Source organism: Bacillus sp. (in: firmicutes) (genome assembly GCA_017656295.1).
Classification (GTDB): domain Bacteria; phylum Bacillota; class Bacilli; order Bacillales; family JACDOC01; genus JACDOC01.
This window is the reverse complement of sequence record JACDOC010000007.1, coordinates 84,986-107,837: the sequence shown is the minus strand read 5'-3', so window position 1 is coordinate 107,837 and position 22,852 is coordinate 84,986. Positions and strand designations below refer to the sequence as shown.

General features: G+C 38.4%; 23 protein-coding genes and 1 other RNA gene. 16 read left to right on the top strand and 8 right to left on the bottom strand.

Annotated elements, in window-relative coordinates:
- The first annotated feature begins 2 nt into the window (after positions 1 to 2).
- Positions 3 to 530 carry a hypothetical protein gene (locus tag H0Z31_08350; GenBank protein MBO8177449.1) on the top strand — a complete coding sequence of 176 codons (528 nt, stop codon included), beginning with the start codon at positions 3 to 5 and terminating at the stop codon, positions 528 to 530.
- Positions 531 to 539: 9 nt separating this feature from the next.
- Here H0Z31_08350 and H0Z31_08345 read toward each other — a convergent pair whose 3' ends face one another.
- On the bottom strand, positions 540 to 3,089 hold the full coding sequence (locus H0Z31_08345; GenBank protein MBO8177448.1) for a PBP1A family penicillin-binding protein: 2,550 nt from the start codon (positions 3,087 to 3,089) through the stop codon (positions 540 to 542).
- 36 nt (positions 3,090 to 3,125) lie between these two features.
- Positions 3,126 to 3,737: a Holliday junction resolvase RecU gene (gene recU / locus H0Z31_08340; protein ID MBO8177447.1), complete on the bottom strand. Its 612-nt coding sequence runs from the start codon at positions 3,735 to 3,737 to the stop codon at positions 3,126 to 3,128.
- 115 nt (positions 3,738 to 3,852) lie between these two features.
- On the opposite strand from recU, the gene H0Z31_08335 reads away from it, so the two are divergent.
- The 4 genes from H0Z31_08335 to H0Z31_08320 all read left to right on the top strand — a co-directional run bounded on the left by H0Z31_08335 (position 3,853) and on the right by H0Z31_08320 (position 6,495).
- Entirely contained in the window at positions 3,853 to 4,890 is a 1,038-nt protein-coding gene (locus H0Z31_08335; protein MBO8177446.1) for a DUF2515 domain-containing protein, read from the top strand.
- Positions 4,891 to 5,193: 303 nt separating this feature from the next.
- Positions 5,194 to 5,427 carry a hypothetical protein gene (locus H0Z31_08330; protein ID MBO8177445.1) on the top strand — a complete coding sequence of 78 codons (234 nt, stop codon included), beginning with the start codon at positions 5,194 to 5,196 and terminating at the stop codon, positions 5,425 to 5,427.
- A gap of 66 nt (positions 5,428 to 5,493) precedes the next feature.
- Positions 5,494 to 5,862: a YppE family protein gene (locus tag H0Z31_08325; GenBank protein ID MBO8177444.1), complete on the top strand. Its 369-nt coding sequence runs from the start codon at positions 5,494 to 5,496 to the stop codon at positions 5,860 to 5,862.
- Between the two features lie 288 nt (positions 5,863 to 6,150).
- Positions 6,151 to 6,495, top strand: coding sequence for a YppG family protein (locus H0Z31_08320; protein ID MBO8177443.1), 345 nt, complete (start codon positions 6,151 to 6,153; stop codon positions 6,493 to 6,495).
- Between the two features lie 108 nt (positions 6,496 to 6,603).
- Here H0Z31_08320 and H0Z31_08315 read toward each other — a convergent pair whose 3' ends face one another.
- Together H0Z31_08315 and H0Z31_08310 are read right to left on the bottom strand one after the other, a co-directional pair.
- Positions 6,604 to 6,741, bottom strand: coding sequence for a hypothetical protein (locus tag H0Z31_08315; GenBank protein MBO8177442.1), 138 nt, complete (start codon positions 6,739 to 6,741; stop codon positions 6,604 to 6,606).
- A gap of 100 nt (positions 6,742 to 6,841) precedes the next feature.
- Positions 6,842 to 7,315 (bottom strand): Hsp20/alpha crystallin family protein, encoded by a 474-nt coding sequence (locus tag H0Z31_08310; protein MBO8177441.1) that lies wholly within the window; start codon positions 7,313 to 7,315, stop codon positions 6,842 to 6,844.
- 284 nt (positions 7,316 to 7,599) lie between these two features.
- Between H0Z31_08310 and H0Z31_08305 the strand changes: the two genes are divergently transcribed.
- The 10 genes from H0Z31_08305 (at position 7,600) to H0Z31_08260 (ending at position 18,551) form a co-directional block, all read left to right on the top strand.
- On the top strand, positions 7,600 to 9,900 hold the full coding sequence (locus H0Z31_08305) for a DEAD/DEAH box helicase (protein MBO8177440.1): 2,301 nt from the start codon (positions 7,600 to 7,602) through the stop codon (positions 9,898 to 9,900).
- Between the two features lie 11 nt (positions 9,901 to 9,911).
- Positions 9,912 to 11,183 (top strand): ribonuclease H-like domain-containing protein, encoded by a 1,272-nt coding sequence (locus H0Z31_08300; GenBank protein ID MBO8177439.1) that lies wholly within the window; start codon positions 9,912 to 9,914, stop codon positions 11,181 to 11,183.
- A 296-nt stretch (positions 11,184 to 11,479) separates the two neighbouring features.
- Positions 11,480 to 11,710, top strand: coding sequence for a spore coat protein CotH (locus H0Z31_08295; protein ID MBO8177438.1), 231 nt, complete (start codon positions 11,480 to 11,482; stop codon positions 11,708 to 11,710).
- Positions 11,711 to 11,829: 119 nt separating this feature from the next.
- Positions 11,830 to 12,381: a DUF1273 domain-containing protein gene (locus tag H0Z31_08290; GenBank protein ID MBO8177437.1), complete on the top strand. Its 552-nt coding sequence runs from the start codon at positions 11,830 to 11,832 to the stop codon at positions 12,379 to 12,381.
- Positions 12,382 to 12,465: 84 nt separating this feature from the next.
- Positions 12,466 to 12,765, top strand: coding sequence for a cell division regulator GpsB (gene gpsB / locus H0Z31_08285; GenBank protein ID MBO8177436.1), 300 nt, complete (start codon positions 12,466 to 12,468; stop codon positions 12,763 to 12,765).
- Between the two features lie 65 nt (positions 12,766 to 12,830).
- An RNA gene (gene rnpB, locus H0Z31_08280) (RNase P RNA component class B) lies at positions 12,831 to 13,232 on the top strand.
- A gap of 181 nt (positions 13,233 to 13,413) precedes the next feature.
- Entirely contained in the window at positions 13,414 to 13,551 is a 138-nt protein-coding gene (locus tag H0Z31_08275) for a hypothetical protein (GenBank protein ID MBO8177435.1), read from the top strand.
- 192 nt (positions 13,552 to 13,743) lie between these two features.
- Positions 13,744 to 14,886, top strand: coding sequence for a class I SAM-dependent RNA methyltransferase (locus H0Z31_08270; GenBank protein MBO8177434.1), 1,143 nt, complete (start codon positions 13,744 to 13,746; stop codon positions 14,884 to 14,886).
- A 119-nt stretch (positions 14,887 to 15,005) separates the two neighbouring features.
- Positions 15,006 to 16,940: an ATP-dependent DNA helicase gene (locus H0Z31_08265; protein MBO8177433.1), complete on the top strand. Its 1,935-nt coding sequence runs from the start codon at positions 15,006 to 15,008 to the stop codon at positions 16,938 to 16,940.
- Between the two features lie 75 nt (positions 16,941 to 17,015).
- The gene (locus tag H0Z31_08260) at positions 17,016 to 18,551 is read left to right on the top strand and encodes a carboxypeptidase M32 (GenBank protein MBO8177432.1); all 1,536 of its coding nucleotides are present in this window, start codon (positions 17,016 to 17,018) and stop codon (positions 18,549 to 18,551) included.
- Between the two features lie 45 nt (positions 18,552 to 18,596).
- Here H0Z31_08260 and H0Z31_08255 read toward each other — a convergent pair whose 3' ends face one another.
- The 3 genes from H0Z31_08255 to H0Z31_08245 are packed head-to-tail and all read right to left on the bottom strand — an operon-like array spanning position 18,597 to position 20,894.
- A complete protein-coding gene (locus tag H0Z31_08255) occupies positions 18,597 to 20,249 on the bottom strand; it encodes a b(o/a)3-type cytochrome-c oxidase subunit 1 (protein ID MBO8177431.1) in 1,653 nt (550 codons plus the stop codon).
- Positions 20,250 to 20,726 (bottom strand): cytochrome B5, encoded by a 477-nt coding sequence (locus tag H0Z31_08250; protein MBO8177430.1) that lies wholly within the window; start codon positions 20,724 to 20,726, stop codon positions 20,250 to 20,252.
- Positions 20,727 to 20,744: 18 nt separating this feature from the next.
- Positions 20,745 to 20,894, bottom strand: a complete 150-nt coding sequence (locus H0Z31_08245) for a cytochrome c oxidase subunit 2A (protein ID MBO8177429.1) — start codon at positions 20,892 to 20,894, stop codon at positions 20,745 to 20,747.
- Positions 20,895 to 21,132: 238 nt separating this feature from the next.
- Between H0Z31_08245 and H0Z31_08240 the strand changes: the two genes are divergently transcribed.
- A complete protein-coding gene (locus H0Z31_08240; protein MBO8177428.1) occupies positions 21,133 to 22,035 on the top strand; it encodes an aldo/keto reductase family oxidoreductase in 903 nt (300 codons plus the stop codon).
- 227 nt (positions 22,036 to 22,262) lie between these two features.
- Here the strand turns inward: H0Z31_08240 and H0Z31_08235 are convergent, their stop codons facing one another.
- On the bottom strand, positions 22,263 to 22,718 hold the full coding sequence (locus H0Z31_08235; GenBank protein ID MBO8177427.1) for a chemotaxis protein CheX: 456 nt from the start codon (positions 22,716 to 22,718) through the stop codon (positions 22,263 to 22,265).
- Positions 22,719 to 22,852: the final 134 nt, after the last annotated feature.

Here is a 22,852-nt window from a genome sequence, read left to right as displayed (position 1 = left end):
TCGTGTTAAAAGTTATGCTTCCGCCTACGTTGGCTCACCCGTTATTTTTTCCAAAAAATTTAATCTTTGTCCCTATCGAAGAAAGTGAACAATCTTTTCGTCCGCTTGATCCATTATTCTACTATGAATTGATGGAGAAGACAGGTAACTTTGACACGTATCCGTGGAATGAACGCGAGAAGTTTGTTCCTAAGCTCGTTCACCTTTGGAATGAACGGCTTCAGGTGCTAAGTCAAATGTATCATGAGCGGCAAAAAGGGACTGAACGATTGATGATAGAATCGATTGCCTTATTTTTTATGATGATATTTTGGTCGAATGGCCGTCCAGTTTGTTTGAACCAATGGGAACTTGCGCTGAAAGACTGTTCTTTGACGCCAGTCAACGTGGTGGAACGGCTAACCTTCATTGTTAATCGACCTTTTTTATATCATTCGTTTATTCAATTACAAGAGTTATTTCAAGACCAACAAAAACGATTGGCGAAGGCATTAGCTTTAAATAAAAAGAAAAGCTTGTCAGAAAACTGACAAGCTTTTTTAGTTACTTGGTGAACCGTTTTGTCGATCCGGATTAGGGATTAGTGAGTCAATAATATCGTTCGTTCCATCCGATGGAGGATTTTCTCCGTCTGGCGGAGAGGATGGTGAGTCGTCCTGTTGATTTTTATCTTTCGATGGCTTCTCATCATCATCTTCGTCTTCGTCTTCGTCATCATCAAAAAGTTCTTTCGTTTTATCTGGAATTTGAATCGTGACGGATCTTTCTTCACTTCGTTGTTCGCCACGAATAGCCGTGATATAGAATGTATATACGCCACCATTAATTGGGTTCGTAATGTTTAATCCCATTTCTTTCGTCGTCGTTAACACTTGTTTTGGTCCTTCATCAAGGGATACACTAACTTCAAATTCAACAGGAATCTCTTCCTCTTCATTTATTTCATAATCCCACGTTAAGATAATTTCGTGTTCTTCTTCATGGTATTTAGCTTGAATATTGAACGGCGCTTCTAGTTTGTCATATTTTTTGGATACTTCTGTTGGTTCCGTTCCACGAACGAATAATTCGTACACAATTTCTTCTTTCGGTGTATATTCGCTCGCAAGCATTGGCGGGTTGGAGCCGACTTCAACAGGGACTTCAACGACAGATGATGGCTTTTTAAAGTCAGGATTATCTTTTCCTTTCGAAACTTCCGTCATTAATGTTTTGAAAATGTATTGGGCTAATTTTTGATCTTTTGGTAGGATCGGGTCACTTCTTTTTTCATACCCGGTCCATACAGCAGCTGTATAATTCGTTGAATACCCAACAAACCAAATATCCGGTGCCGCTTTACTGTTTGTAATGTTGTATTTTTGTCTTTCTTCAGCAGAATAGTTTGTTGTACCTGTTTTCCCGGCTATCGGAACACCAGAAACACGCGCCTTTTGACCAGTTCCTACCGTTAACACGTCTTTTAACATATCGGTAATCATGTATGCCGTATAATCTTTCATGGCGACTGTCGTTTCCGGCGTTGTATTAATTTCTGTTTCTCCGTCGCGTAAAACGATTTTTTTCACAGCATATGGTTTTGTATAAAAACCGTTATTCCCAAACGCAGCGTATGCACCTGCCATTTCGAGCGGTGAAACTCCTTCTCCCATTCCACCAATGGAATAAGATTCATAAAAGTTTTCGAAATGTAAGCCGAGTTTTTCACCAAATTCCCGTGATTTTTCAAGACCGACCGCTTGCATCGCTTTTAATGCTGGTATATTACGAGAAAGGTATAGGGCTTTTCGAATGGTCATTTGTCCTTGATATGACCCATCATAGTTGCGAATTGGCGTTCCGTCTTTATACGTATACGGTTCATCGACGATTTGGTGGTACGTGCTCCATTGTAAATATTCAATGGCCGGACCATAGTCTAAAATCGGCTTGATTGTTGAACCAGGCTGGCGTTTCGCATCGACAGCATAATTAAATCCCCGTTTGACGTCTTTTTCTCGAGAGCCTCCTACAGCGCGAATTTCACCCGTTTTTGTATCAATCAACGCGATACCTGCTTGCATTTTGTCGTCAGGGAATGGAATCATCCCGTCGTTCGTCAACATTTTTTCCACGAATTCTTGTGCTTCTGGTTCTAACGTTGTATAAATTTTTAGACCATCGGAAAATACGTTATAATTACCTAACGCTTCGACTTCTTCAATTACTAAGTCGATAAATGCCTCGTATTTATTACTTGCTACATGGGACTCTTCACTCAGGAGTCCTTCTGTTACCGGAATTTGCTTCGCCGCTTCCATTTCTTCTTTCGTAATACGACCGTGCTTATACATTAAATACAACACAGTATTTCGCCGTTTTTCTGCCGCTTCTGGATTGTTGTATGGATTATAGCGGTTCGGCGCTTGAGGCATTCCTGCCAATAAAGCTGCTTCATGCAGCTTGAGATCATTTAATTCTTTTCCATAATAATAATTTGCAGCGGTTGCAATTCCGTGAATGCCTTCTGACATGTATATTTTGTTAACATACATTTCAAAAATTTCTTCTTTTGAATAGTTTTGCTCTAACTGGTAAGCTAACCATGCCTCTTGTATTTTACGTTTAATCGTTTTTTCATCAGATAAAAACGAATTTTTAACTACTTGTTGTGTTAACGTACTTGCTCCTTCGGAACCAAACCCTTCGGTAATATTAGCAATCACCGCTCCTCCTAAACGTATAAGGTCGATTCCATGATGCTTGTAAAAACGGTTATCTTCGGTTGCTAAAATCGCATCCTCCACTAACTTTGGAATATCGTCATATTCCACATATTTTCGTTTTTCTGTCCCAATTCGAGTAATAAAATTCCCATCTTTGTCATAAATCTCAGATGCAATTGGATCTTTTAGTAAAGTTTCATCTAAAGGGGGGGCTTGACTAATATAATAAGCAGCGGTGATTCCTCCACCAATTGCTCCAATTACCCCTAAAAGGAATAGCATAAAAATGAGACGAAACACTAGTTTTTTTCCTCTCTTTTGGTTTTTACGTTTTATTCCTTGTAGTTTTTTACGCTCTTCTCTCGATTTATATTGTTGTGACATGTTGTTCACTTCCTTTCAAGTGTCCCATTAAAAAGGTTATGAAAAATAGAGCTCGTCCACAATTCGTAAGTAATCAATCCGTGGAGCTAGCTTCAATGGAATGAGATGTCCTTTCTCATTTAGTTCCTTTTTGGAAATCGATTTTCGGCCTCCATCTACCATTCTTGCCCAAAACGATAAAAGATGACATCCCTCCAATAAATATAATTCATCGGATGATTTAAATCGAATGATGACAAAACTAATTCCCCCATGCTTGAGCACTTGTTCAATATGCGAAATTTGATGCTCGTGAAAATTTCGCAACGGAAAAGAGGTTTCACTCTGGGTTTCTTTTGCTTCAAAATCAATATATTTTCCTTTATATACACCGTTATAGTCCGTTGTTGATGGCTGTTTAAAGTACGCTTCGGTTATAACAGCTGCACTACGCTTTGGATAATGAACTTGTACAATTTGTACGGGCGTCGGCTTTTTATGAATGATCGCAATTCCTTGTTCACGATAATATTCATTCGTTACGTTTAAATCTTCTTCGAGGGTCATTCCTCGATTACTGTAAGAATGTTTTTTCATCGCTTCATTTTTAAAATGAGATGATGAGGATGGCCGACCGTATTTCCGCCCATTCGGATAATGAAATTCCATAGCATCACACCTCACAAGCTAAATTCTATCATATCAAAATTCAATGGGAGGTGTAGAATAAAAACTTGCCATTCTTGACAAGATAAAGGTAATTCAGCTGATTGGAGCGAGATTTATGGACAAAAATCCTCTTTTTCTCGGATTATTACAAGAAATCTCCCCTTTTAGTCATCCTTCAATCTTCATCCAACTAATCAAGAACGAAACAACTCGATTAAATCAAGATAACATTTCCCGTACCGTCAGTTATCAAAACTTTTATTTTTTACACCCAGATATCGAGTGGTCGTTTTTAGCGTCAATGGTGTCACGAAATGCAGGATGGAATATGTGTGATTTACAGTCGGAACCTTTTCAAAAAGCTTTACAAAAACACGTTCGAAGAGAAATTTTTTTAACGTATGAAAAAGCGAATTGGCTCATTTTTCAAGATGCATATCCTCAATTGTTAATCTATCATTTGTCTTCGATTCTTGGACAACCACTATTTCATTTACTCCCGGCGCTTCGCGTTTCCGCATTTATGAAAAAAGAATGGGAACGGTATTGGAAAACAAAAGATCGAAAACGACTTGTGTATGCATTAATTATCAATGAACAACACGTCATTGAACAACCAGTAATTAAGCACCCGTATTATCAACGTGGCGTATTTCATCGCTTATTTTTTCTTTTACAAGATCGTCTTCATTTTAGTTCCGTTTTATTTCCGACATTAACGGGTAGGTTGTATGGTGCTAATGTGTCCCATTTTTCTAATGTGAATCAACGGATTAAATTAGGTAAGTGTCTTTACCACATTTTATTTCATCCATTACTAATTGAAAAGTTTATGCATTTTGCTATCGAAACGAAACATACAGGATCACGACATGATTATGAACAATTTGGGCGTTTTTCGTCTGCTTTTTTCACTCCAAAACTTCGTGAGGTATATCCACCAGAAAAACACCATATTCACGAAATAAAGGATTGGTCCAACGAAAAAAATATTCGACAGGCATGGTTTAACAATCCAAAAGTAAGTGAAACGTATGATATTACAAAATGGTTTGACGGTAAGCGAAAGCAACTATTATGGGGGTTGCATTTGTTGAAAATATCTTCTGACATAAAAAAAATTGGCCCTTCAAATGGGCCAAATGGGAATTAAGTCGCCGGTCGGTTTGGACCTTCAAGTTTTGGGTTTCCTTCCCCAGCTTTTGTTGGTTTGGCGGTTTTTCGTTTATTCTCATTTTTTCGAGACATCTTATCACCTCCTATTGATAATGTTGTCATCAAGGTGGGGTTTCATCCTTGTCGAAAAAAAGGATAAAAAAAAGAAAATTTTTTCTATGTTTGACGAATTCGTTCTAGTTTTGTCAACACGGAAGGGAATTTAATTCATACATGGAATAGTTAAGATAAACAACAGGAACAATGTTGTTGGAATGATGGAAAAAAGGAGGCATTCCCCATGCTGTTTAGGAAAGAGATCTTACAGTGTTTAGAAGATATGGAACAAAAATTAACGAAATTAGAAGAACAGGTGATTGAAAAAGTTTTCCTCGAAAAACAGCATTCTTTATGGGTTTTACAGCAAAAAGAAGAGAGTATTAAAGAACATGTAGAGGAACTCGAACATTGTGTCGATATGTTGGGGGCCATTCCGTGGAAGCAATCGCTTGAATTTTCATTAAAGACTAGTTAGAATGGTAAGAAATTCAGAGTAGCTAATTAGCTGCTTTTTTTTGTTTCGGAAGGAGGAGAAACAGTCATGGAAAGTAACCAACTACATTATCTGACCGAACAGCTTATTAATGCCTGTGCAAAAATGGAAGCCATTTTTACAGAAGTAAAAAGAACGGATGAACAAAGAGACTTTTTCCATGAAGTAAAACCGTTTGCCGATAATGTTCATCAACTTTTGGCACAATGGAATGACTTAGCCTTGCCATGGGTACAACAGTACCGACCGAAGCATATATTTCCGCAACAACTGATCACGACGAAAGAACATATGGAAAAGTTAGCGGTAGAAGTTTTTTATCCAACAAGTAGCTGGAAGCGTTTGAAAAGTACGTTGCAATCATGTCTATACATATTACACCGTGTAAAAGAGGCTTTAGAAAGGCAAAGTAAATAGTTCGTAATTTTTTCTTCCCTTTTTCAACACTTCACCATTTATGTTCACCATCATATGATAATAGCACAGAAGAATGGAAACGAAGAAAGAGGGTGAAGTACCATGGCAATCAAAAATAGAAGAACCTTTTTCCGTAAGCGTCAACGGAATTGGCCCTATCCGTCGATACTTAGTTTTACATCCCCATACAGAAGGGCGAATAGTCATTATTATACTGTCCCACCAGTACCATATAGTCCCCCAATTCTATTTCCGTCTGGACAACATTGGGGATACAATCGACCACCGATGATGCCAAACATACCTAATTATGGCATGACCGCTCTTGGTACGCAACCACACGTTCCATCCCAACCGTTACATGAACAAATTTTTCAAAATCCATTGCAACCTGATGACGAATGGACGTACAGTTATGAACCAATGGATGGACCGCAATATGCTAATCCATACCCGATTGGCGGATTCGTTAAACCACCTCCTAGTGGCTTTCAATCCGTATTAAAATCATTTAAATCACAAGATGGAACATTTGATTTAAACAAAGTGATGAATACAACCGGACAAATGATGAACGCCGTCTCTCAATTTTCTTCTCTTGTAAAAGGATTTGGTAGTATCTTTAAAACATAGGATCTACCCTAAAATAACTGTGGATAACTTTTGCTGTTATTTTATTCATCGATGTCCAATGGCAATTGGCATAAATGTCTGTTAAACGATACTGTTGATATGTATACATTACGCTTGTGGCGGACGCTTTCCGCGGGCAAGGTGCAAGCCGCTTCCCTCGCTACGCTCATGTAAGGGTCTTGCGGCTTCTTGTTCCCGCTGAAGTCGCCGCCGTATGAATAACTTGCTAAAAATCAACAATGACATATAACATAGCCAAAACATAAAAGCGGGCTGATAAGAACGAGAGTAAGTTCTTATCAGCCCTAATTTTTTTTACGGGAAAGTATAGAAATATTCCTTTACATCACTCATCAGCAATTCGAATAGAAGTACCTTTTTCTTTTGGAATATATATCTTTAATTGACCGTTTTGATAGGATGCCCGAATCGTTTTTGGATCGATATAAGAAGTAAGCGGAATGGTACGTGTAGATTTTCTCATTGTGCGCCGTCGATGAATGACTTCCTTTTTGTCGTTTTCTTGCTGAACAAGTTCCATATTTTGAACGGTAATTGTTAAATAATTTTGAAAGACATCGATTTGAATCTGTTCTTTGTTCACGCCAGGTAACGAAGCTACTACAATATGTTCGTTTTCTGTTTCATCTAATTCGATTGGAAATCCGCCAAATGGAAAAGGGGATTGAAAAAATTCGTCCATGCTTTGCAACAAGCCTTTAATGGGTCGTTCGTGAAAAAAATCGTTCATTGACTTCATCAAATCACCAAGCGGATGACCAGCAAAGGGATGTTTGGAATCTTCAGGTAATTTTCCCATTTACACCGCTCCTTTTTCAAAATGTCAGTCCGATATTTTAACCTTAACGGGCTGTAAAATCCCCACCTAAAGATTGTGAGTTAAACAAAGAAGCTAAGGTGGGAAATCAACAGCCCGTAACGGTCCGATTCATTCAACTAACCATCCGTGTGACCACGGATGGAAGTTTCACTATATCCTATGAAGCGCTAGTGCAAATGGTACCTAGAAAATTGGTTCATTCAAAATGTTTTCCTTTCTTTACGAACGTTTATTCGCTAAAATAAAAAAACGAGGTGAACAAGATGTGGAAAAGAAAACAGCTGAACGATGTTATTCAAAAGTTGAAGACAAGTCCGGAATTTAAGAATCAAATCGTTTATTGGCATACAATAGAGGAAAAAACGGCAAAAACGGTTCCTTTTCCAGAATCGCTCCATCCTTCACTAAAAGAAGCGCTGCTAGACAGAGGTATTCAAGCGCTGTATACGCATCAGCGAACAGCCTATGAAACTGCCTTACAAGGAAAAAGTTTTGTCGCGGTGACTCCAACTGCTTCCGGAAAAACACTTTGTTATAATCTTCCAGTTATTCAATCGTTAGCTAAAAATCCAAATGGTCGAGCCCTATATATGTTTCCAACCAAAGCGTTAGCTCAAGACCAAAAAAGTGAACTAAATGAATTGATCGAAGCGGCTCAATTATCTCTCAACTGTTATACGTATGATGGTGATACGGCCGCTAATATTAGGCAAAGGGTACGGAAGTCAGGACACATTGTCATCACCAATCCAGACATGCTTCATTCAGCTATTTTACCCCACCATACGAAGTGGGTTTCCTTATTTGAAAACCTCCAATATGTTGTTATCGATGAGTTACATATTTATCGTGGGGTATTCGGTTCTCATGTTGCTAATGTCATCCGTCGGTTGAAACGAATTTGTCAATTCTATGGAAGTAATCCAATATTTATTTGTACGTCGGCCACGATTGCCAATCCAAAACAACTAGCGGAAGAACTGACCGAAACGGAAATGGTTTTAATTGATAATAACGGTGCTCCCCAAGGAAGAAAGCATTTTGTGTTTTATAACCCGCCGATCATCAATAAACCGTTAAATATCCGAAAAAGTGCAGTATTAGAAGTTCGAAAATTAGCCACTGAATTTTTGAAAGAAAAAATTCAAACAATCGTTTTTGCTAGGAGTCGTGTACGGGTTGAAATTATTTTGACATATTTACAAGAGCTTATTAAAAAAGAGATTGGGGAAAAAGCGATTCAAGGGTATCGTGGCGGCTATTTACCAACTCAAAGGAGAAAAATAGAACATGGATTAAGAAATGGGGATATAATTGGCGTGGTTAGTACAAATGCGCTTGAATTAGGGGTTGATATTGGTCAATTGCAAGTTTGTATTATGACTGGATACCCCGGGACGATTGCAAGTGCTTGGCAGCAAGCTGGACGAGCGGGACGGAGACAAGGAGAGTCATTAGTTATCATGGTTGCCACTTCATCTCCTCTTGACCAATATATTGTTCAGCACCCGGAATATTTCTTTCAACAAACTCCTGAAACGGCGCGCATTAATCCAAACAATTTAATCATATTGATTGACCATATCAAGTGTGCAGCGTATGAGCTTCCTTTTAAAGAAGGAGAAACGTTCGGAAGCGTTGAAGTCACGGAGATGCTAGAGTTTTTAACAGAAGAAAAAGTACTGCATTTTCACGAAGGAAAATGGCATTGGATGAACGCTGCTTTTCCGGCTCACAATATAAGTCTTCGTTCGGCGTCCCAAGAAAACGTTGTTATTATCGATCAAACCATGCCCGGAAATACAAAAGTAATTGGGGAAATGGACCGATTTAGTGCCATGACATTGCTCCATGAAGAAGCGATCTATTTACATCAAGGGGTGCAATATCAAGTAGAAAAATTAGATTGGGAAGAAAAGAAAGCGTTTGTCCGTCAAGTGGATGTGGACTATTTTACCGATGCGAATTTAGCCGTCCAATTAAATGTGTTAGAAGTAGATAAGGAAGAACCGATGTGCTTTGCCGATATAGGTTATGGGGATGTGGCGGTAAGAGCAATGGCGACGATTTTTAAAAAAATTAAGTTTGATACACATGAAAATATTGGTTCAGGCCCTATTCATTTACCAGAAGAAGAACTGCACACGAATGGTACGTGGCTTTCATTTCGTACGTCGCTAGCAGAATGGAACAATGATCGTTTGGAATACGGGTTAATTGGTGTGTCACATGCGTTAAAGTCCATTATTCCGCTTTTTGTGATGTGTGACCCACAAGATATTTATGTTGTTCCTCAAGTTAAAGCAGTGCATAATGAACGACCGACAATCTTTGTTTACGACCGATATCCAGGTGGTATTGGTTTGAGCGAGAATGTGTATAGTCAAATGGAGTCTATTTTAAAAGAAACGATCCGATTTATTCAAACTTGTCCTTGCGAACAAGGATGCCCGTCATGTATCGGAATGGACGTCACTTCCAATACCGCCAAAAGCGATGCGATAGGCCTCCTTTCTTTATTGCTGCATGGTAAGGTACAGCCAGAAGTTGATTCATGGATGTAAAAGGAGAATGAATGATGTTAAAGGCGAAATTGAATCGAATGAAACAATATTTGATTCGAGAGGACACGACTAAAACGGAACAAGAACCATCTCCGATGATCGACATCCCTTTTTTAAAAGAGTGGCAAAAGGCAAAAGTACATCCGTATTTTACAAACGGGTCGTATTGTTTGATTCGTGAAGTACGATATCCGATATCAATGACACATGGGAAGTATCAATTTTCCGATTTTCTTGAAGCAATGCGTTTATGGCAAACGTATGAAGGAATCCATCCGTTATCAGCTAAAGGATTACAGCCATTTGACTTATTCTTTTTTGATACGGAAACAACCGGTTTAGGTGGTGGTGTCGGTAATACGATATTTTTATTAGGATATGCTTTTTTTGAACAGGACGAGGTAGTCGTAAAGCAACATATCTTACCGGCACCTGGTCATGAAATTCCATTGTACGAAAGTTTCTTAAACCAAATTGACTACAATTCGTTAGTGACGTATAACGGAAAAGCCTTTGATTGGCCGCAAGTGAAAACAAGACATACATTAATAAGAGAGCATGTACCAAAGCTGCCACCATTTGGGCATTTTGATTTATACCATGCGGCCCGGCGCTTATGGAAACATCGGTTATCGTCTGTCAAACTGAAAGAAGTGGAAAAAGAAATATTAGGCTTTGAACGAATCGATGACGTTCCTGGACATTTAGCACCGATGATCTACTTTGATTTTGTAGAGAGAAAACATCCAGAAGGAATGATTAAAGTTCTTCAGCACAATGAACTTGATGTGCTATCACTCATTACGTTATATACCCATTTATCGTTTCAAATCCTTCAAAAAGATCCAAGGCAATCGAACGAGGAACAATATGAAGTGGCTCGCTGGTTTGACTATATCGGGGAGAAAGACCATGCCAAACATTTGTATCAACAAGCTGCTACATCAGAGGAAACAGTGATTTCCATACAAGCGAAACATCAATTAGCAACTCTTTATAAAAAAAGAAACCAATTTTCCGAAGCTCTAACGTTGTGGAAACAAGTAGTTCAGTACGGATCACGTTCATTACAGCTGGACGCCTGTATCGAAATCGCCAAGATTTATGAACATCGGAAGCGAGCGTTCAACTTAGCTTTGGAGTACGTGCAAAAAGCGGAAAACTTACTACCGGTGAAAGAAGCGTGGACAAAAAAGGAAGAAAAGTTGTTTAGCGATATTGTAAAAAGGAAACAACGTTTGGTCCAGAAAATGAAAAATAAACAAAAAAATAATTCTCTTTGATACCATTCAGAAAATTAGTAAGGAATTAATATTTGTTAGTTGTCGTTCCCTCACGGAAGTTGTACAATACGGTATTGGAGTGAAAAAATGAAGAATGAGGGAGTATTCATGTCGGTATCACGTACGTTGCTCATTTTATTTTTTGTTTTTGTCTGTTTAACAGCCATCATTTTATCGAACTTGAAAGAAAGTTTGTATACCTTCTTATAAAATAGGTAGTTTCATTAGTACATGTTCTCCTTTCTATTCATAGGTTATAGTGTAAACCAGATTTTGATGAAAGGAGACTTGATAGGATGTATTGTAACCCTAGCCATGTGTTACCAGCTATTGTTCATCCAACGAAATGTTGTGTTAACCACAACTGTTGTAATTACGTTGTACCTCACATTCATCCGACTCATACGACAACTGTCAACCATCATATGTACCAACATCAGCATTATTTTCCGCAGACACAATCGGTTGTTAATGAAGCATCGCATCAACATTTTAATTGTGGGCCGCAATGGCCACCATTTCGCTAAGTCTAAGAAAAACAAGGGATTTTCCCTTGTTTTTCTTTATAAATGTATGTAAAGAAAGCATCACATGTTACAATGGAATCTTGAGAAACTTGTATTTTTATTTTTGAAGGTGAGTTTACGTGTCTAAAGTCGTTGTTGTAACGGGTTATAAATCATTTGAATTAGGCATATACAATCAGTCCCATCAAGCAATTCCGTACATAAAAAAAGCAATTCAAAGAGAATTACAGGCATTTCTCGATGATGGATTAGAGTGGGTTATGATTAGTGGTACAATAGGAGTGGAATTATGGGCGGCTGAGGTCGTTTTCGATCTTCAACTGGACTATCCGCATTTAAAGTTAGCAGTGATAACTCCTTTTTTAAATCAAGAAAGATTTTGGAATGAACAAAATCGAGAATATTATGAAATGATCCTTTCTCAAGCCGATTATGTAGAATCTTTATCGAAAGAAGAGTATCAAAGCCCAAAGCAATTTTTTAACCGAAATGTATTTTTTCTAAAAAAAAGCGATGGAGCAATCATTGTGTATGATGAAGAAAGAGAAGGTAGTCCGAAATACTTTTACGATTTAGCTAAAAAGTATCAACAAACCCATCCTTACGATTTACGATTTGTAACGATGTATGACTTACAATCCATCGTTGAAGAGGAAATACGGATTGAATAAGACTGATCGGATAAAAAATTGACAAACGTACTGATATTTGAAAGAATATAAATGATGTTGTGTGAATTGAAGGTGGTGTCTTCCGTGCTTTCTGATAAAATAAAGTTATCAGCTAAAGATATCTTAGAGAAAGATTTTAAAACAAGTTTTCGAGGCTATAATCAAGACGAAGTAGACAAATATTTAGATATTATTATTAAGGATTATGAAACGTTTCACCAAATCATTGAAGAATTGCAACAGGAAAATTTACGTTTAAAGAAACAACTAGATGAAGCAATGAAACGACAACCTTCTAATGGAGTAGGAACGACTAATTTTGATATCTTGAAGCGTTTATCCAATTTAGAAAAACATGTATTTGGAAATAAATTGTTTGATTGATATAATTTTTCGTTGCATAATTACATATTTCCATATATAATGAACTCTTGGACACACGATTAATAACGTTCGGGTAATCGCTGCAAGGAGCGTATGCGCCTTGTAGAGGAAAGTCCATGCTCGCACGGTGCTGAGATGCCCGTAGTGATCGTGCCTAGCGAATCCATAAGCTAGGGCAGTCTGGTTTCGACTGGACTGACGGCAGGGAACATACCTAAGTCCATTTGGATATGGTATAAGTACCTTGAAAGTGCCACAGTGACGTAGCCTTGTGAGAAATCGCAAGGGTGGAACGCGGTAAACCCCACGAGCGAGAAACCCAAATGATGGTAGGGGCACCTTCTCTGAGGAAATGAACGAGGAGAAGGACAGGTAAGGTGATCCTTATCTGTAGATAGATGATTACCGCCGGAGTACGAGATGTATAGTCGTTTGCAGTACGAAGGTACAGAACATGGCTTATAGAACGTTATTAATCGACACATTGTTTAAGAATTAGCTCTCCTTTATTAAAGGAGAGCTTTTATCATACATATTTATAAAAAAGCGATAGAAGTTCATACTGTGTATGAAGACGTTTTATTATTGGTTCGAATATTAAGGAATCAAATATTCAAATGCATGGTTTTTATTTATAGGCTATGTTATATGTCATTGTTGATTTTTAGCAAGTTATTTACACGGCGGCGACTCCAGCAGGAACAAGAAGCCGCAAGACCCTTACTTGAGCGTAGCGAGGGAAGCGGCTTGCACCTTGCCCGCGGAAAGCGTCCGCCACAAGCGTAATGTATACATATCAACAGTATGCATTACAGACATTCATGCCAATTGCCATTGGCACACCGATGAATGAAATAACAGTAAAAGTTATCCACAGTTATTTTAGGGTAGAGCCTATTTTAAAAGACTTTACGTTTTTTGGAACTAATGTCGATTTTTTTAGCATAAATGCAATGATAGAAAATAAAGGGTGGAATTATGAAGGAATATACATTAGTAGCGACTGCAGCAATGGGAATAGAATCCATTGTTGCTAAAGAAGTTCGTTTATTAGGTTATGAATGCCAAGTAGAAAACGGAAAAGTGATTTTTAAAGGGGACCAACAAGCGATAGCTCGCAGTAACCTTTGGCTTCGTACAGCAGATCGTGTAAAAATTATCGTCGGAGAATTTCCTGCTCGTACGTTTGAGGAATTATTTGAAGGAACGAAAGCATTAAATTGGGAAGACTACTTACCAGTAGACGCCAACTTTCCAGTTCAAGGAAAATCTGTCAAATCTCAATTGTTTAGCGTTTCGGACTGTCAAGCAATCGTCAAAAAAGCCATTGTAGAACGTCTAAAGAAACATTACAAACGACAAGCTTGGTTGGAAGAAACGGGTGCTTTATATAAAATTGAAGTGGCTTTACATAAAGATATCGCCACATTAACGATTGATACGAGCGGTTCTGGGTTACATAAACGTGGATATCGGGTGGGACAAGGAGAGGCCCCGTTAAAAGAAACGTTAGCGGCTGCCCTTGTGTTATTAACGAATTGGACTCCTGAGCGACCTTTTGTCGATCCGTTTTGTGGTTCAGGCACGATTCCAATCGAGGCTGCGCTCATCGGTCAAAATATTGCACCAGGTTTTAACCGGGATTTTATTTCCGAAACATGGGAGTGGATGAATCCAAAAATTTGGGAAGAGGCTCGCATAGAAGCGGAAGATTTAGCGAATTATGACCAACCATTAACGATTATGGGCACAGATATTGATCATCGGATGGTCAACATTGCGAAGGACAATGCTTTAGAAGCTGGATTAGGGGATATAATCACGTTTAAGCAAATGCAAGTAAAAGACTTCCATACGAAAGAAGACTACGGCGTAGTTGTAGGAAACCCCCCTTATGGCGAGCGTTTAGGAGAGCGAAAAGAAGTGGAATTGATGTACCGGGACATGGGAAAAACGTTTGAACGGTATCCGACTTGGTCTAAATATTTTTTGACTGCACACGAAAATTTTGAACTTTTTTATGGCAAAAAAGCAACGAAAAAACGAAAGTTGTTTAATGGATTTATTAAAACTGATTACTATCAATATTGGGGAGAAAAACCGCCCCAATTAAACAAGTAGGGGCTGGATGTTTCCCATTCCCTAATGATTGCTAAGAAAAATGACGTAAGGACCGTAGTCCATACGTTGTTTTTTTGCTTTTATCCAAGACTATAAATCAAATGCATATGGAGGGTACAATGGCACAATCATTACCATTTCCAATATCGAAAAATGAGTCTTTTTATGAAAAACTGTCCGAGTGGATAGGCGATGTTTTTTATGAATATTTACCAGAGCAAGGTTTTGAAATCCGTGATGAACAAATATATATGGCGTTTCAACTTGAAAAGGCGTTTAAAGAAAAGAAAGTAATCTTAGCCGAAGCAGGTGTTGGAACAGGAAAAACGATTGTTTACTTGTTGTATGCCATTTGCTACGCCCGTTATACAGGAAAGCCTGCTATTATTGCTTGTGCGGATGAAACGTTAATTGAACAACTTGTTAAAAAAGAAGGGGACATTCGAAAAATCGAGCGAGCGTTAAACATGCAAGTGGATGTTCGATTAGCAAAATCAAGGAATCAATATTTATGCGTAAAAAAGTTAGAGCAAACCATTGAGCGGACGGAAGATGAAGCGATTCTACAAGTATATGATCAATTACCTGAATTTGTATATGATCGAGGATCCATGCTATCGTTTTATCAATATGGGGACCGGACCGATTATCCCCACTTAACCGACGAGCAATGGAAACAAATAAATTGGGATTCGCTGCAAGATTGTTTCTCTTGTGATTTACGTCATCGTTGTGGTCAAAGTTTGCATCGGGAGTATTACAGAAAAGCGGCTGATTTAATTGTCTGCTCCCACGATTTTTATATGGAACATATTTGGACAAAAGACGCTAGAAAAAGAGAAGGCCAGTTACCTTTACTTCCTGAGGCTAGCTGTGTTGTCTTTGATGAAGGCCATTTGCTCGAATTCGCTTGTCAAAAAGCGTTGACGTATAAAGTGACGACATCGACTTTTGAACAATTATTATCACAACTAATGGCCAACGATGTGCGTGAAGAAACGTTGATGATCATTGAGCATATCCTCCAGTTAAACGATGAGTTTTTTTCACGATTAAAGAAACAGGCAAAGCCAATCGAAGGTACGGAGCGGCAACAAATCATTTTATCAGAAGAACTAGTACAACAAGGGTTACGGCTAAAAACAGGCATCGAACAATTGCTAGACGAATTGGTCTTTGATGCGGAGATGTATGTTATAAACGAATACGATTTAAAAGTAGTTGAAGAATATTTAGAACAAGCATTGTATTCCTTAACCTTATTTTGTCAAAAGCAAGACGGAATCGTTTGGTTTGAAGAATCGAATGGAGAGTCGTCTTTAGTCATTATGCCACGGCTCGTCCAAGAAATTTTACGTGAGGAAGTGTTTTCTCAACGTATACCTTTCATTTTTTCATCTGCGACCTTATCACAAAATAAAGATTTTTCCTATATCATGAACAGCTTAGGAATAGATGATGCTTTGACCTTTTCTGTATCTTCTCCGTTTGATTATGAGGAGCAAATGAATCTTCACGTGATCGTTGAAGATCTTAATAACCTTCAATATGACTACACGGCTAATCAGATTGAAAAATGGCAAGGGAGAACGTTAATCCTATTCCGTTCCAAAGAAGAAATGAATCGTTTTCGAAAGTGGAATGAACAGTCCAATACCCTTACGTACCCGGTGCTGTATGAAGGAGATCAGGAAATAAGTAAATTAGTTGAAGAATTCCAATCGAATGTGAACACCGTTTTATGTTCGTATCACTTATGGGAAGGACTTGATGTACCTGGTGAATCCTTATCGAACGTCATGATTATGTCCCTGCCATTCCCGCCAAACGATCCTGTATTTGAGGCAAAACGAAAACATAGTACGAATCCGTTTGAAGAAGTCGATCTACCGTACATGTTGCTACGATTACGGCAAGGAATGGGTCGTCTTATACGAACTAGCCAAGATAAGGGAGATATCCACCTTTTCATATCAAAAGAAGAGTATAATGATTATTTTGAAAAGTTAAAGCGTATTTTTCCTGTGGATCCGATTATTCACCATCATGCTTAGGAGTATTTCCTAAGCATTTTTTGTTATTTTATTCTGAAAAATATGATAAAATGGAGAAGATTTCAAGTGGGAGGGATGCTTGTGTCTCAAATAATAAAAGACTTAGAAAAAGAGTTTTTATCCTATGTCAAAAAAATGATGGCATACTCCGAAGCAATCAGTGTCATGTATTGGGACATGCGGACAGGAGCGCCTAAAAAAGGAATAGAGCAGCGCTCGGAAGTAATCGGTACTTTATCATCAGAAGTATTTAAAATGTCAATTTCAGAAGAAATGGCAGCCTACTTAGCAAAATTAACTGGACAGGAACAAGAGCTTCTTGGAACAACGGTGAAAGTGTTAGAACATTGTAAAGAAGAATATGAACGGAATAAAAAAATTCCTGCTGAGGAGTTTCAAGAGTATGTCGTTCTTCAATCAAAAGCAGAATCTGTATGGGAAGAAGCAAAATCGACCGCTAACTTTGAGTTATTCAGACCATATCTAGAACGATTAGTCGAATTTAATAAACGTTTTATTCAGTATTGGGGACCAAAAGAAACGAACTATGATACATTGCTTGATCATTATGAACCAGGAATGACCGTTCGGACGCTCGATCAAGTTTTCGGTGAATTACGGGATGCAATCATTCCATTAGTAAAGGCAATTTCGGAATCAAACAATCAACCACGCACCGACTTTTTGTACCACAAGTTCCAGAAAGATCGCCAACGAGCGTTAAGTTTAAAGCTGCTTGAACAGTTAGGGTATGATTTTGAATCTGGTCGTCTAGACGAAACGGTTCACCCGTTTATGATTGGTTTAAATCCAGGAGATGTACGCGTCACAACAAAATACGATGAAAATGATTTCCGTACAGCTCTTTTCGGAACCATTCATGAATGTGGACATGCTTTGTATGAACAAAATATTTCGAAAGAATTAGTCGGATTACCTATTTGCACAGGTACTTCGATGGGAATTCACGAAAGTCAATCGCTCTTTTATGAAAATTTTGTCGGAAGAAACTATTATTTCTGGAAACATAACTATGATTTATTAAAAGAGTTTGCAGGTAACCAGTTTGATGGTGTGTCACTTGATGAGTTTTATCGAGCCATTAACGAATCGAAGCCATCGCTTATTCGTATTGAAGCGGATGAGTTAACGTATCCATTACACATCATTATCCGTTATGAAATCGAAAAAGGACTATTTAACGAAGGATTGGAAGCGAAAGATTTACCAGAGATTTGGAATGCGAAATATGAACAATATTTAGGTATTCGTCCGCAAAATGATGCCGAAGGCGTTCTTCAAGATGTACATTGGTCAGGTGGTAGTTTTGGGTACTTCCCATCTTACGCACTAGGATATATGTATGCAGCGCAATTTAAACACGCGATGTTGAAAGATTTACCTCAATTTGATCAACTTTTAGCAGAAGGAAATTCAAAACCAATTTTAAACTGGTTAACAGAACATATCCATCAATACGGAAAAATGAAAAAGCCATTAGAAATTTTAAAAGATGTAACTGGTGAAGGGTTAAATGCGAAATATTTGATTGATTATTTATCAGACAAATATTCAAAAGTGTATGGCTTACAACAAGTACAAGAAAAATGATCAATAAATAAGCAGGAAGCTATTAAATGCTTCCTGCTCATTTCGTTACCAGAATTTATATCCTTTCGAGCCAGGAGGTCCGTCTTGGAGCATATCCATAAATGGTACCGAATAAGCAATCAAGATAAGTGCAGCCAAAACGGTTAACCAAAGCTTCCAATTTTCTAGGACAAGAGGAGGGCGTTCAGCCGCATCCGCCACCTCTCCAACAGGGAACTCTTCTTCACCTTTTGGAGCAAAAAACGCTAAGTTTACGTAAATAATGAGGGCAAGAACAATTCCTAAGAATAGAATAGATCCACCCACCGCTTGTGCAATTTGATAAGGGATCCAGTCTAGTGCTTGCTGTGCATCACCATAGGTTGAGAATGCAGAACGACGTGGCGCTCCCAATAGTCCGGCTAAATGCATCGAACCGGACATAATCGACATTCCTACAGCCCAGACAATTCCTTGGAAAATAGCTAACTTATTCATTGCTTTTGACAATTTGCGTCCTGTTAAATGCGGCACTAACCAATACGAGATACCAAAGAACGTTAACACAACGGCCGATGCCACCGTTAAGTGGAAGTGACCTGTTACCCAAATCGTATTATGCACGACTTGGTTCATTTGGTTAGAGGCATTAATAATTCCGCCAGCTCCACCAGGAATAAAGGCGACCATACCGATAAATGGAACGGTAAAGCGAGCATCATGCCATGGGAGTTTTTTGAACCATCCGAAAAGTCCTGTTGCACCTTTTGCACGTCCATACATTTCGAATGTAGCAAAAAGTGAAAATGCGGTCATTAACGATGGAACAGTTACCATAAATGTAAGAACGACTTGTAAATACTTCCAAAACGAATCAATTCCCGGTTCAACGAGTTGGTGATGGAAGCCAACAGGAATTGAAAAGAGTAAAAATAAAATGAATGAAAGTCGTGCTAGTGAATCTGAGAAAATTTTTCCGCCAATGATTTTTGGAACGATCACGTACCATGCCATGTAGGCCGGCAATAACCAGAAATAAACGAGCGGGTGACCAAAATACCAGAATAATGTACGACTAATAAGAACATCGACACGTTCTACCCACCCTAAAGACCAAGGAATCAATTGGAACAATACTGTACCTGCTACACCTAATGTGGCAACAATCCATAATAAATTGTTTACAACGACCATAAAGCTTAATAACGGGCTTGTTTCGCCAGGATGTTCTTTTTTCCAACGAACATATGTGGCGATTTGTGCACCACCTCCGAGCCAGCTTCCGACAATGACAAGCGTTAATCCAAAGTAAAATAAAAAGTGCGCTTGAAGGGGAGCGTAAAACGTATATAATACAGTCGCTTCATTTAACAAAATCATGGTACCGGCGATCACTGTACCAATGGTCATGAGCCAAAAACCAAGCCAACCAACGAGTCGAGATTTGGTTGAAAGCGGGCCCGAAGTTCGACTTACGGCTGCTAATTGAAAACCCATAATAAAGAAAGTAGTAAGAACAAGACCAAGCAAAACTCCATGAACCGTTAACACTTGATAATATCCAATCCCAGCAGGAAGAACAAATTTTCCTGAACGGACGAGTACTTGTAGTAATCCAGCTAATCCACCGAGTGCCAAGGCGACGAAGGCAACATGTAGGTGAGCTAAGGCTAACTTGGCATCATGTGGATGGACTTTGGTTAAAAATTTATTCTTCACCTACTCCACCACCTTGATTGTAGATTTCATCGTATGGTGTCCAACACCACAATATTCATTACATAAAACTAAATATTCTCCTGCTTTGTCAAACGTGGTTACATATTCACTAATGTATCCTGGTTCAAGCATCATATTGATATTTGTTCCTGCTACTTCAAAACCGTGAATCACATCTTTTGTTGTCGCAATAATTTTCACTTTTGCGCCAAGTGGAATTTCGACCTCTATCGGGGCATAGAAAAAAGCGGAAGCAACGTAAACGAGTTCATAATCCCAATCTTTACCTTCCACTTTTTTTAATCCTGGTTCGTCAAACGGCTTTGTTTGATCGACTTTCTCAGGATCAACAAAAGCTTTCGCGCTTGGGGGTTGATGACCTTGATGAAATGCGCTTATCCCTAGAATAATTAAGAAAATAATAAGAGATCCGGTTCCAAGGGTTAACCACCATTTTTCGTATCGATGCATGTGCATTGTAAAAACCTCCTCCAGTTAAAAACGATCTAAAAAGATCGAAAAGACAATGATCCAACTAATGATAAAAAAGGCTCCCATTAACAACACGGATACGAGTGTTCCATTTAATTCTTCCGGTTGTTCCGTTGTTACTTTTTTCTTCGGCTGTACATTTAGTTGGGCCATCCCAATCACCCCTTTCTAAATAATGGGTCATTGCTATTTTCATTGTAAATTTTCAACAATTGGCTATCTGTGATAAATATCACACTTCATTTGACGATTTGTGAAGAAAATGTGAAGAAATGAACAAATTCTCAACTATGTTCCATGGGAAGTAATCGCGTTTTACAAATGGAAGGGATTATAGGAAAATAACACTTGTATATACATAATTTTCTGAGGTAAAGGAAGGAGATACGGGATGGAACGTATTCAATTAGCAAGCGATTTATCCTTTTCACGCTTAATTCATGGGTTATGGCGGTTAGATAAATGGAATTACTCTACTGAGGATACAATCGAGCTGGTAGAATATTGCCTTGAACAAGGAATTACGACGTTTGACCATGCCGATATTTATGGTCACTATACGTGTGAAGAGCGATTTGGGAAAGTATTAAAAGTGAAGCCTTCACTTAGAGAGCAAATGGAAATTGTCACAAAATGCGGTATCAAATTAATTTCGTCGAATCGCCCAGAACATAAAATCAAACATTATGACACAAGTAAAGAACATATTGTTGCGTCGGTGGAACAGTCGTTAAAAAATTTCGATACGGATTATATCGATGTGCTACTGATTCATCGTCCTGACCCATTTATGAATCCAGAAGAAGTGGCCGAAGCGTTTACGAAATTAAAAGAAGAAGGAAAAGTCCGTTACTTTGGAGTATCAAACTTTAAACGTTCGCAACTGAACATGTTACAGTCTTACTTAAATTTCCCTTTAGTTACAAACCAGATCGAACTTTCCGCCTATCAATTAGAGAATTTTCAAGATGGAACAGTGGATTTATGTTTAGAAAAAAGGATGCCACCAATGGCGTGGTCACCACTGGCAGGTGGAAAAATTTTTACGAGTGAAAAGGAACGAGCGGTCCGACTGCGGGAAGCGCTTAATTCGGTTGGAAAAGAAATAGGAGCACAATCGATTGATGAAGTGTTGTATACCTGGTTGCTTGTACATCCAGCTAAAATAATGCCAATCGTCGGCTCAGGGAAAAAAGAACGAATTCAGCGTGCTGTGAATGCATTATCGCTAACCATGACTCGACAACAATGGTTTACTATTTATCAAGCATCTTTAGGGCATGAAGTTCCGTAAATCATCGTTTATTCACGCTTTCTTTGTTTCTTCATATGCTAATAAAAAAAAGCGAGTGAAATAACAAATGGAGCGCTTTTATTGTCGGAAATGCTGTATTTTATATTTAACGGTCGGAACTTGTTCGAAATCTGGGAACGTCGTAGACGATAAAAAGATTATTTAAAAATATTACCAGCAACAGTTTAAGAAAGTATTAATAGCAGGGGAAAGCATCCCCTGTTTTTTTATTGCTCATCCATAATTAACACAACGGTAAAGGTACCAACTGTATCCATCGTTACCGGTAGTTGAAAGGCACGTTTAAAGCCGTATACTTTTGAATCACCAACAATGACAGTTGGAGGAGTAATATCCATCGTCATCCCTATTTGTGAAATAACCGTTGACAAATTCCCAGCAATCATATTGCCAACTTCACCTGCGAATGATTCAAGCATTTCACCTTCAACTGGCAGGCCAAACATTGCTTGTCCAAGCTGAGAAAAGACGTCTTGTTGGCTTTGAATCATGATGCGCCCAGGAATATCACCTGTAATCCCGATCAAAACCCCCATTTCTTGTTGGTATAGCGGTTCTTCTACTAACATCGGTTTTCCGAGTTGAATCGTCAATGGAAAAATAGATTTCATAGTTTCAATGGTACCATTTAGTAAATGAGTTACTTGCTCAGTAACGATCATGTCAAATCCTCCATTATTTTGTCTAAATTTATCATATCATACAGAACCAAGTTCGATAGTAAAAATTCGTTAACTAATGTAAAAAAAACATTATTTTTTTAAATTTGACTGTATTGTCATAAAAAGCCTCTATC